Source organism: Radiobacillus sp. PE A8.2, from assembly GCF_045635475.1.
GTDB lineage: Bacteria > Bacillota > Bacilli > Bacillales > Amphibacillaceae > JBJGXI01.
Map to the genome: position 1 here is coordinate 1 of NZ_JBJGXI010000019.1, position 10870 is coordinate 10870.

Annotated in this window: 12 protein-coding genes; 8 read left to right on the forward strand and 4 right to left on the reverse strand. The window is 37.5% G+C overall.

The window, feature by feature from the left end; genetic code table 11:
• The first annotated feature begins 37 nt into the window (after window positions 1-37).
• Together ACI6MV_RS11500 and ACI6MV_RS11505 are read left to right on the forward strand one after the other, a co-directional pair.
• Window positions 38-1099, forward strand: a complete 1062-nt coding sequence (locus tag ACI6MV_RS11500; protein WP_407270443.1) for a DUF4362 domain-containing protein — start codon at window positions 38-40, stop codon at window positions 1097-1099.
• 613 nt (window positions 1100-1712) lie between these two features.
• Window positions 1713-2087, forward strand: coding sequence for a DoxX family protein (locus ACI6MV_RS11505; protein WP_407270444.1), 375 nt, complete (start codon window positions 1713-1715; stop codon window positions 2085-2087).
• 74 nt (window positions 2088-2161) lie between these two features.
• Here the strand turns inward: ACI6MV_RS11505 and ACI6MV_RS11510 are convergent, their stop codons facing one another.
• A complete protein-coding gene (locus ACI6MV_RS11510) occupies window positions 2162-2809 on the reverse strand; it encodes a methyltransferase (RefSeq protein ID WP_407270445.1) in 648 nt (215 codons plus the stop codon).
• 345 nt (window positions 2810-3154) lie between these two features.
• On the opposite strand from ACI6MV_RS11510, the gene ACI6MV_RS11515 reads away from it, so the two are divergent.
• From ACI6MV_RS11515 to ACI6MV_RS11535, 5 genes are all read left to right on the forward strand, one after another.
• On the forward strand, window positions 3155-3910 hold the full coding sequence (locus ACI6MV_RS11515; RefSeq protein WP_407270446.1) for a DeoR/GlpR family DNA-binding transcription regulator: 756 nt from the start codon (window positions 3155-3157) through the stop codon (window positions 3908-3910).
• Window positions 3907-4821 (forward strand): 1-phosphofructokinase, encoded by a 915-nt coding sequence (gene pfkB / locus ACI6MV_RS11520; RefSeq protein WP_407270447.1) that lies wholly within the window; start codon window positions 3907-3909, stop codon window positions 4819-4821. Before ACI6MV_RS11515 ends, pfkB begins: the two co-directional genes overlap by 4 nt.
• 54 nt (window positions 4822-4875) lie before the next feature.
• Complete coding sequence (locus tag ACI6MV_RS11525; RefSeq protein WP_407270448.1) at window positions 4876-6741, forward strand: PTS fructose transporter subunit IIABC; 1866 nt, start codon at window positions 4876-4878, stop codon at window positions 6739-6741.
• A gap of 116 nt (window positions 6742-6857) precedes the next feature.
• Window positions 6858-7016, forward strand: coding sequence for a hypothetical protein (locus tag ACI6MV_RS11530; protein WP_407270449.1), 159 nt, complete (start codon window positions 6858-6860; stop codon window positions 7014-7016).
• A 9-nt stretch (window positions 7017-7025) separates the two neighbouring features.
• A complete protein-coding gene (locus ACI6MV_RS11535) occupies window positions 7026-7181 on the forward strand; it encodes a hypothetical protein (RefSeq protein WP_407270450.1) in 156 nt (51 codons plus the stop codon).
• Between the two features lie 169 nt (window positions 7182-7350).
• Here the strand turns inward: ACI6MV_RS11535 and ACI6MV_RS11540 are convergent, their stop codons facing one another.
• From ACI6MV_RS11540 to ACI6MV_RS11550, 3 genes are read right to left on the reverse strand one after another with little or no spacing between them, the layout of a single operon-like run.
• A complete protein-coding gene (locus ACI6MV_RS11540) occupies window positions 7351-8580 on the reverse strand; it encodes an ABC transporter permease (protein ID WP_407270451.1) in 1230 nt (409 codons plus the stop codon).
• Entirely contained in the window at window positions 8573-9505 is a 933-nt protein-coding gene (locus ACI6MV_RS11545) for an ABC transporter ATP-binding protein (RefSeq protein WP_407270452.1), read from the reverse strand. Before ACI6MV_RS11545 ends, ACI6MV_RS11540 begins: the two co-directional genes overlap by 8 nt.
• 25 nt (window positions 9506-9530) lie before the next feature.
• Entirely contained in the window at window positions 9531-10166 is a 636-nt protein-coding gene (locus tag ACI6MV_RS11550) for a hypothetical protein (protein WP_407270453.1), read from the reverse strand.
• Window positions 10167-10409: 243 nt separating this feature from the next.
• Here ACI6MV_RS11550 and ACI6MV_RS11555 point away from each other — a divergent pair, with 243 nt between their 5' ends.
• Window positions 10410-10604 carry a permease prefix domain 1-containing protein gene (locus ACI6MV_RS11555; RefSeq protein ID WP_407270454.1) on the forward strand — a complete coding sequence of 65 codons (195 nt, stop codon included), beginning with the start codon at window positions 10410-10412 and terminating at the stop codon, window positions 10602-10604.
• Window positions 10605-10870 lie beyond the last annotated feature (266 nt).

Consider the following 10870-nt stretch of genomic DNA (forward strand, 5'->3'; position numbering starts at 1 on the left):
CTAACTTATAACGATTATTGAAATGGATGTGAAAATTATGAGCAAATGGATATACAGCTTTCTCCTAATTTTGTTGGTGTCATTAGCAGCCTGTAGCACATCAAATGGCTCGAACACAGGCGGTACCGAAAATTCACAACCCAAAGTGCGCGGCGTAAAGGATGTAGATGTTCTAAATTCTCATGGATCTGTAGAAGGCTTGAATAGATTATCGCAATTTTATACGGACGTGCAGGAAGGGGTTACATCTGATTTAAGAATTGTCCACTATACAATAGAAGGAGATCCAATGGTAACCGATTTAGCTTATGATGGCGAATCATTAGAAATCACGGATGATACGACTAGAGATAATTATGGTGAGGGTTCAATTCGTTCAATTAGCTGTGGTGATTTGAAAAAGGAAATTAACCCGACAAATACTTCATATATTGCTATAGATTGTGACAATGCTCGATACGAGCTGTTTAATATTCTTGAGATCAGTTATAACATGGGACAACAAGATCGATTTGATTTTGTGTTACAATACGGACCAGATCTAGATAATGAAATCAGCACACTAACAGATCATAGCAAGCTACCTGACAGTGTGAAGCAAGAAGTTTATAAACGGTTAGTATTTGCCAACTATTTGGATGAAAAAGTTTTTAAAAATACTTGTACTACAGAAGAAGCAACAAACTATTATTTGCAAGTGTACATCAATGGCGGAGAACGTAATTTCCGCTTTGCATCCTGTGGCGAGACAGAGGACTCCTTAAACTTCACCAAGATTGCAACGTATATCGTCGAGCAATCAGAAACGAGTCATCCTGAAGAGCCGAAAACAGTTCAAGGCTATGTGCTCGAAGTTAAGGATAATTCAATTTTAATCGGTGAAGATTTCAATCGGCTAGATTATCATTCTATTAAGGATACGCTTAAAGAAAATGAATTGAGCGTATTTGCCTTAGATTTTGTCTATTTGGAAGGTTTAAATGAAGAAGAATTCCAGTTAGGTGATAAGATTCACGCCACGATTGACGGAGAAATAATAGGTTCACAGCCTGGTCGTGCAACGATGAAGGAAATTGCAAAGATAGAAGCAAGTGAATAGTTTTTTATAAAGTTGACCTGTTATGGAGGGCTATGAGTGTAAAAGGAGTTAATGAGGGTTTCGAATAACATTTGATTGACCTTTAAAATAAACACTTTTTTCAGTTAATTTTCAAAAAGATGTTTAAAATTAACTCATTAAGGAAATGAAATAGTAAAAGCTAGTAAAGCTTATAATTCTTTTTTTCAATTTCATACTTTATGGTTTATTGCCGATTCAACAAAATCGTTGCACATGGCTAAGATCATTATGGAATTGACTCATTTGACCCCCCCTTTTATAAATATATGGGCTATAGTTGAAACCAAATGTTTCATCTATAGCCAAATTTTTTGTTTAATTATACATTATCTAAATGCTATTCAGGTGGAAACTGTGGAAAAAATCGCGTATTTCTCCTAAAAGATTCACTCAGATCCTACTTACATCTGGTCCAAAAAATTCAAATTGGATTCAAGCTTCTGGTACACTCAATCACGCATCGCCGTATTGACCGCCTTCATGGCTACCTCTAACAAATAGGATTGAATTTTTAAAAGAAACCCTAAGATTCATCTGTTTTAATATTATGATAAATAGATATAAAAGATAATTTGGAAAGGTGGTAAAACATATGAAGGTGTTTTTCCGCACATTATATTCAATCCTCTTATTTGGAGCGGGTGTCTTGCATTTCGTACATGAACGTAGCTTTCGTAAAATTGTACCGAAAATGCTTCCGTTCCGAAGGGCAATAGTATTAGTCACGGGCATTTTTGAAATCATCTTTTCGGTACTGCTCTGGGTCAAAAAAGGACAGCAGTTCACTGGGAAACTCTTAGCGCTTTTTATGGTCGCTGTTTTTCCAGCGAATATTTACATGGCTGTTAAACGAATTTCATTTCAGTCAGGAAAACAAACAAATCCATGGATTTTATGGCTACGTTTACCTTTGCAACTCCCATTGATAGTTGGAGCTTTACAGCTGGGAAGAAAAGATAACGAATAGATTGTATGTTAAAAAGTGCAATAAAGAACAATTTCGACTAATTTGTCTCAAGGTCAAGCAGCACTGCATAGAAATCATCCGAAAAATCGGACGGGAGAATGGTCCTCATGGTTCTCCCCAAAACGATAAATCAAGAAGCGTTCATTGGGATTTTTCGGGTACCATGCTTCTAAAATAATTTCTTCTTTTAGTTCAAATGGACTTTGTCTATCTATGAAGTCAATATAGTCTTTTGATGGATAATACAATAGCAGTTCCATTTGTCGTGGGGCTTGCTCGTAGGACAATAAGATATTGTTTACAATTTTCATGAAAATTTGAATTGAAAATGGATTAAAGAAATAAAAATGGCTAGAAGAATAGTCAATTGGGTACTCTTCAGCACGACTGCAATGAAACTGAATTTCTGCTTTGGGGAATTTATGTTTTTTTGTATAGCTTTGAATATTATTCTGTGCCGACTGATATAAATCCCCCACCATTTCTACACCAACAACTGACGCTTTATAAAAGTAATTAATGTAGAAATTTACTCGACCTTTTCCGCAACCAAAATCAACGATCTTATCACTACTTTTCACTTCGTATTGTTTGAAAAGATCCTCAAGCGCTAAATAAGGTGTGGGCTCGTAGGGATGGTAATGATTGGGATTAGGGTTGTTAACTGAAGATATTTCTGTTTTGATGTTTAATAATTTATCATAAAAATGCTCTTTATTCATGGTCTTCTCCTATTTTTTCCTTAGGTTAATCTGTAAGTGCCTATACTAATAAGGCTATACCTCTTGTACTTTGGTTTAATTAACAGCGAACCACATCAATAAAAACCTTAACTTAAATACTTGTAATCCATTTTATCACTTTATAGACCCACATAGGCAAATTTCGGGTCATGTTTACTATGCAAGCCTTTGTGGGAAAGTAACAATAAGGTGGAACAGTACCCTTTTAACCATGTGTTGTTCACAATCGTCACATTTAGCCAAGTTTTAGTTTACTTGCATATTCTTCGTGATTGTTTTTGGACGTTTTTGATGGTATTATGTTGGTGATGGGAGGGTTTTCATGTGTTAACAGAAAAACGACATTCTCTTATTTTAGAGCGATTAAAACAATTTGGCGTCGTCCAATCACAAGAACTTATGGTTGAATTAGACTGTTCTGAATCTACAATTAGAAGAGATTTAGACATGCTAGAGCAAGCAAAACAATTAAAGCGGATTCATGGTGGTGCCAAGCGCCTGTACCATCTAGATGATGAACAAACAATGCACGAAAAAACTTTCAAAAACATTCACGAAAAACAGGCGATTGGTCAACTCGCAGCAAGCTTTATAAATAAGAACGATGTTATCTTCTTAGATGCGGGGTCTTCGACATACGCCATGATTCCTTTCCTAAGCACTACGGATCATATAACGGTTGTTACCAATGGTATTCAACACGCCTCGACGCTTGCAGAACAGCAAATCGAAACCTATCTGCTCGGAGGTAAAATAAAACAAACAACGAAAGCAGTTATCGGTGCAAAAAGTCTGCAGCAGTTAGCTGATTATCGATTTGACAAAGTATTTTTAGGGATTAATGGAATAGATGCATCGCTTGGATGTACAACACCAGACCCGGAAGAAGCTACACTAAAACAATCGGCACTCGGGCAATCTGCCATAAGTTATGTGTTAGCCGATCACTCGAAATGGGATAAAGTCAGCTTTGTTAAAGTATGTTCCATTGACGAAGTGTGCATCATAACCGATAAATTGACAACTAGTCATAGCCAAAAGTACAACGAGTTAACTACGATTATGGAGGCAATTAAATGATATATACGATGACCTTAAATCCATCAATAGATTATATCGTTCAAGTGGAGCAACTTCACCTTGGAGAATTGAACAAAATCGATGCAGATGCTAAATATCCTGGTGGTAAAGGAATTAACGTGTCAAGAATATTAGAACGGCTTGGAACGGACTCAACCGCACTCGGTTTGTTAGGTGGATTTACCGGAGATTTTATCGAAGACTGGTTACAGAAGGACAACATTAAAACAGACTTTATCCGTGTTCAAGATGATACCAGAATTAATATCAAGTTAAAATCTGATACTGAAACTGAAATCAATGGCCGCGGACCACACATTTCAACTGAAGAGGCAAATCTATTATTAGAGCAATTAAAAAATGTGACGGATCAAGATGTTGTTATTTTATCTGGAAGTAAACCGCCGTCTTTACCTGAAAACTTTTATGAAACGATTGCCGCGATGGTCATCCAATCAAAAGCTGAGTTTGTGATTGATACAGCAAGCAAAGAATTACAATCAATCCTACCTTTGCAACCTTTACTCGTCAAACCGAATAAAGAAGAATTAGCTCAAATTTTTGACACTACCATTGAGGATACAGATGATATTATCTTGTACGGGAAAAAATTACTGCAGTTAGGTGCAAAAAATGCGATTGTTTCGATGGCAGGTGAAGGTGCAATGTTGTTTACGCAAACTGGTGTCTTTAAAGGAATCTCACCTAAAGGCAAAGTAGTTAATTCCGTAGGTGCAGGTGATTCGATGATTGCTGGATTCATCGCAAATTATCTTAACACAAAAGACACTGTCGAAGCTTTCAAGCAAGGGATGGCCTCAGGAAGCGCAACAGCATTTACCAACGATTTAGCGACAAAAGCTCAAATTGACACGTTGCTAGATCAAATGGAAGTTCAGGTTCTGTCCTAGACAGAAACAGAGCGTTCAGTTTTTCAACTTAGTAGTACAGAAAGGAAGAAAAAAATGAAAATTACTGATTTATTGAATAAAGATGTAATGATCATGGATTTAAAAGCTACCACAAAAGAAGCAGCTATTGATGAAATGATCGCACGTCTTGAGCAACAGAACATTATTAATGATAAGAAAATATATCGCGAAGCAATTTTGAAACGTGAGGAGCAATCTTCCACCGGTCTTGGTGACGGAATTGCCATGCCTCATGCGAAAACAAAAGCGGTAAATCAAGCCACAGTATTGTTTGCAAAAAGTCAAAATGGTGTTGATTTTGAAGCATTAGACGGACAACCGACTAATTTCTTTTTTATGATCGCCGCTCCCGAAGGTGCAAATGACACCCATTTACAAGCATTAGCGTCACTTTCAAGGTTACTACTAAATCCAGAATTTATCGAAAGCTTAAACAATGCATCCACGCCGGATGAGGTACTTGCACTATTTAACCAATCTGGAGATGAAGAAAAAAGCGACACGAAAGCTCAAGCTAGTGAAGATAATAAACCTTTTGTTGTAGCTGTGACAGCATGTCCGACTGGTATTGCCCATACGTATATGGCTGAAGAAGCTTTAATAAGAAAAGCAAAAGAAATGAACGTGGACATTCGTGTTGAAACAAATGGTTCAGAAGGTGCGAAAAACCCTTTAACAGATGACGAAATTAAACGAGCTGCCGGTGTAATCATTGCTGCCGACAAAAATGTAGAAATGGCACGTTTCGACGGGAAGCATGTAATTCATGAATCAGTTACAGCGGGCATCAAAAGGTCAGAGGAATTAATTAACAAGGCGATCAAACAAGATGCTCCGGTTTTCACGGCTGAAAAGAGCGAAAGCAAAAAAGACGAGAACAATAACACTAAATCAACCGTTTGGAGTAAAATTTATAAAGATCTGATGAACGGGGTATCCCATATGCTACCATTCGTTGTCGGTGGCGGGATTTTACTGGCGATTTCGTTTTTATTTGAAAACATTTTAGGTAGTGACAGTGAAATTTTCCAATTCTTAAATGGAATTGGTGGTAACGCTTTTAACTTCCTTATTCCAATTTTAGCTGGTTATATTGCAATGAGTATTGCTGATCGACCTGGTTTAATGCCTGGTATCGTCGGCGGTTTGATGGCTGTTAATAGTAATGCAGGTTTTATCGGCGGTTTAGCAGCTGGTTTTCTAGCTGGTTACTTAATTATTTTCCTTAAAAAAGTCTTCCGCAATTTACCGAAAACATTAGAAGGCTTAAAACCAATTTTAATTTATCCTGTACTCGGTTTGTTATTAACAGGCGGATTAATGTACTTTATTGTTGGTCCGATTTTTTCAACTGTCAATACAGCAATGCTGGATTTCCTTGGTAATCTCGGAACAGGTAACGCAGTAATTTTAGGGATAGTACTTGGTGGCATGATGGCGATTGACATGGGCGGTCCATTTAATAAGGCTGCCTACACATTTGCAATTGGTATATTTACCGATACGGGTGACGGTAGTTTTATGGCCGCGGTTATGGTTGCAGGGATGATCCCACCAATTGCGATTGCACTTGCAACTACCTTCTTCAAAAATAAATTTACAGAAGACGAACGTAAATCAGGCTTGTCCAACTATGTATTAGGATTTTCCTTTATTACAGAAGGTGCAATTCCATTTGCCGCAACCGACCCGTTGCGCGTAATTACTTCTTCAATCGTTGGGGCAGGAATTGCTGGGGGATTAACCCAACTGTGGAGTACAGCTATTCCTGCACCACATGGCGGCATTTTCGTTATTCCACTAGCAGAAAATGCACTATTTTTCTTGTTAGCCCTTGTCATTGGGTCAGTCATTTCCGGACTCATGCTCGGTGTTTGGAGAAAACCTGTGAGACAATAAAAAAATATTTACTGCACATAAAAAACAAGTGGATTCTATATGAATCCACTTGTTTTTTTCTTATATTGAATTTAGTGGCAAAGCAAGTAACTCTATGTGAAGGAGTGTGAGTGCTTATGATCTGGATCATCTTAGCAATTATTTTTGCGGTGTCTGTTATTTATAGTCTAGAAGTAATTCAGTATCAGTTACGAAAAATCATTTCCAAAAATCAAGAAAATGAACTCCTTTCTAATGAAGAAATTGAAAAGGAATTGGAAGAATATAATCGATGAATTGTTTGAATGTTAAAGAAGCAAAACTGTTTGTTGCAGGGGGCATTGGATGAAAAAGGTGTTTATATTGTTGTTTATATAACTGAATTGTTAGGTGAACCAATTGACCATTCAATAAAATATACCGAAAGTGCAAACAAGTTGCTGGATGATTTAGTAGAATAAAATGAAGATGAAATTCAGGTATTTATCAAATAATTTAATGGCATGCTCATATAAATGAACCAACAAGATCACTGAAAACTATCAAAAACAAGGGCCAAACCCAACGAACAGCTATCCGCCCATGAGTTAGACCCTTTAAAATCATGTCCCGTCAATATAGAGATTCTCCTTACGACCTGATCCACTTCCATATTTCTCCCGGTGTTGCGTTTTTTCCATACATTAATATGCCTACTTTAAATATCTTTCCTGCTAGTTTCATAAATAACCAAATACTCACGAGTAGCACGACTAGTGCGATGATTAATTCGATCCACGGCCACTTTTCTAATACGGTGAGCCTCATGATTAGCGTGCCAGGTGCAGTAAATGGAATAAATGAGCTTACTTTTGCTACCATTCCATTCGGGTCACCGATTACTGGTCCAGCGATAATAAATGAAATAAACGGAAGCATCATAACCATCCCTTGGAAGTTTCCAGAGGTGGACATATCTGCCATCGTTGCTCCAATTCCTACAAAAATGGCTGCGAATAATAAATAACCTAAGATCGCAATTAGAACAAATAACAATGTTTCTGGGACGAATAAATATTCTAGAATCGGTATATCTAATTGCCACACTGCTAGCGGTACAGCGAAAAGTAGTAGGACACCGACTTGAATCATTCCTAATACGAAATAACCGATGATTTTTCCTTGCATTAATTCTCCTGGCGTAACAGACGACAAAATGATCTCCGCAATTTTATCTTTCTTTTCCTGTGATGCACTTTGGAAAATCATCATGCCAGTAATGACGATAGCAAACAGGATGATTCCTGCAAAAATTCCCGGTACAACTTGTTCCATACTTGGCCCTTCTGTTGTTTCTGATCCTTCAGCATCGGTTTCTGTTGATGCAGATTTTTCTTCAAATATGACACCTTGTGAAATGACAGCGAGCTCTTCTTCTGATAACCCTAGTTGCCCGATTCGCATGCCTTGCAGTGGCTCACTAAGTTGCTGCACCTGCATCGTAAAATAGGAATCTATTTCATCTGATGTGTAAACGGGAACAGTGCCAGCCTCTAATCCCTGCTCTGTAACACTTATATATGCTGTATTTTCTTTATCTTCTAGTTCTGCCTGTGCCGCGTCTTCCGCCACGTCCACTTTTTCCAGTTCCCAGTTAAACTCATACGTTTCCGCAGCTTCTTGTAAACTAGCAAATGCATCTATTTCGTCATGGACAAGCACTGTTGTCGACACTGGCTCTGCATCAGAATCATCGAATAAGCTCCCGAGCAGAAAAAACACAAGGAATAAAACAGGTGTAAGAAACAAACCGATCACAAATGTTTTGTTTTTTAAGTTTCGTTTAATTTCCCATTTTGCTACTTTCATTGCATTACGCATGCATTTCACCTACTTCCTTTAACAAGTTTTTGTCTGTTGCAATATCGATGAAAATCTCATGAAGTGAGATTCGGTTTATTTTCAACTCATTGACGACCAAACGATCTGGTAGCTCTTTCACCCATTTTGCCGGTTGCACGTCTTTTTCCAAAAATAAAACAGATACATCATCTTTTTGCTCGACGCGTAACACTTGGGGAATGCTTTCTAGAATCGCACGATCATTTTGTCCATAGATCGTACATTTAAAATTCGCATATTCTGTTTTCACATCATCTAACGTTCCGTAAATTACTTTTTCACCACGTTGGATCATAAACAATCTGTCACACATTTCTTCAATTAAATTCATTTGGTGTGAAGAAATTAGAATTGCAGTTCCGTTGTTTGCTAGATTACGAATCTCTTCTTTGAACAATTCCTGACTAACCGGGTCTAATCCGGAAAATGGCTCATCCAATATTAACAACTCTGGCTCATGAAGAATCGAACCGATAAATTGAACTTTTTGTCCCATTCCTTTTGATAGTTCTTCTACTGACGTATTTTCTTTGCCTTCTAAATCAAACGTTTTTAAATACTCGAGCGCGCTCTCTCTAGCTTTTTTGAGTGGATAATCTTTCAAATCGGCTAAATACAATAAGATATCCATCACCTTTACATTTTTGTACAAGCCTCTTTCTTCTGGCAGATAGCCAATTTTATGACGAGGAATTTCGTTTCCTGTATTGTTCTTAAATGTAATCGAACCCTTATCCGGATACATAATTCCCATAATATTACGAATCGTTGTCGATTTCCCTGCTCCGTTTGGCCCTAAAATAGCCATGATCTCGCCTTTGCGAACATCAAAGGAAATTCCCTTTAATGCTTGCTTGTCTTTAAACGATTTTTCCAGTCCTTCTACAGTTAACATGACTTCCATGTGTCCACTTCCTTTCTTTTATTTACTAGACAATGTTGTTTCTTTTAAGAAAACGTTCTTCACATAGAATCGGAATTCCCACTCCATCTTTTTCTGCATGCATATGTAAATGTGGTTCAGTCGTGTTGCCTGAATTGCCGACTCTACCAATCGCAGTCCCACTTATTACAACTTCAGTGTATCGTGTCCGCTCCACAATGAGAAACATAATAGATGCCGTCTTGTAATGGAAAAGCAAGCTCGATTGGTTTGTAAAACCACTAATTGCGAATATATTATACAAGCCGAAAACAATCAATAAACATACGTTGATCCCAACCTCCAAAATATGTTTCAGCTTAGATGACACTTCAAAGTCTCGTTTCCTCTTTTTCCGCCAAGAAGATACGATTACAACCAATAGCGCGAAGACAATTATAAATCGCAAGTAATAGCTGACCCTCGCCCAATTTCCGGATAAAAACAACCACGCGATAATCATTGCTCCAGCAAAATTTAACGTAATCCATTCGAATTTGCTTTGCACGTCCGCTTTCCAAATCATCCAAAGAAAAGCAGTCGGGTTGAATACCCAACAGCTGTACAATTGTACTAACCAACTTTTTACCTCATCTTCGACATAGAGCTGGCACCTTGTAAGTAATAGTATGATTTTATTCATGTTTCGTAATGTAATACGAATATATAATCAGAAAGTTTCATTCTATTTCAAATTAATCTATTAGGGGGACAGGCAACTTACCTAGGCCCCTTCACCGATTGAGTCTTACGTTGGCGAATTTACACAAGGCGGCAAACGAAAATATTACCACATTACAACCCTTGGAAAAGCCTATCTAAAAGAGCTGGCAGAAGAATGAAAAGTTACAAAAGAAATTATCGATTTATTTATGGAGGGATTAGGATGAAAAAACTAACGCAACACGTTGATTATTTGTTTAGAGATATTCCAGAAAATGAACAAAAAAACGCTGTAAAGCAAGAAGTGTTAGAGAATCTAGAAGAAAAAACAATGAATTTAATGGCGCATGGAAAAGCCGAAGAAGATGCAATTAACAAGGTCGTGCTTGATTTTGGAGACATCGATGATTTGCTTTAACATTATGGTCAGTGTCTGTGTACAGTATCAAAAAAGGAAAACACGTACAGGTCGCTTACTGGTATAGTGTAATTATTATTGAAAATTATCTTGAAACACCTGATTATACTTGGTTTTTATATGACATTTTCCCAATCATTTGGTGGGCGATTTACCCAGTATTTGCAGTGTTATGGTGGCCACTAAGCATGTACCACTTCGCACGGTGATGGGACCGACAGAAGACACTATATGCATAATAAAAGGCAGCCACAAGGGCTGCCTTC

Coding starts and splice junctions, on each gene's coding strand:
- ACI6MV_RS11500 (WP_407270443.1), top strand. CDS start 38: ATGAGCAAATGGATATACAGCTTTCTCCTAATTTTGTTGGTGTCATTA.
- ACI6MV_RS11505 (WP_407270444.1), top strand. CDS start 1,713: ATGAAGGTGTTTTTCCGCACATTATATTCAATCCTCTTATTTGGAGCG.
- ACI6MV_RS11510 (WP_407270445.1), bottom strand. CDS start 2,809: ATGAATAAAGAGCATTTTTATGATAAATTATTAAACATCAAAACAGAA.
- pfkB (WP_407270447.1), top strand. CDS start 3,907: ATGATATATACGATGACCTTAAATCCATCAATAGATTATATCGTTCAA.
- ACI6MV_RS11525 (WP_407270448.1), top strand. CDS start 4,876: ATGAAAATTACTGATTTATTGAATAAAGATGTAATGATCATGGATTTA.
- ACI6MV_RS11530 (WP_407270449.1), top strand. CDS start 6,858: ATGATCTGGATCATCTTAGCAATTATTTTTGCGGTGTCTGTTATTTAT.
- ACI6MV_RS11535 (WP_407270450.1), top strand. CDS start 7,026: ATGTTAAAGAAGCAAAACTGTTTGTTGCAGGGGGCATTGGATGAAAAA.
- ACI6MV_RS11540 (WP_407270451.1), bottom strand. CDS start 8,580: ATGCGTAATGCAATGAAAGTAGCAAAATGGGAAATTAAACGAAACTTA.
- ACI6MV_RS11545 (WP_407270452.1), bottom strand. CDS start 9,505: ATGGAAGTCATGTTAACTGTAGAAGGACTGGAAAAATCGTTTAAAGAC.
- ACI6MV_RS11550 (WP_407270453.1), bottom strand. CDS start 10,166: ATGAATAAAATCATACTATTACTTACAAGGTGCCAGCTCTATGTCGAA.
- ACI6MV_RS11555 (WP_407270454.1), top strand. CDS start 10,410: ATGAAAAAACTAACGCAACACGTTGATTATTTGTTTAGAGATATTCCA.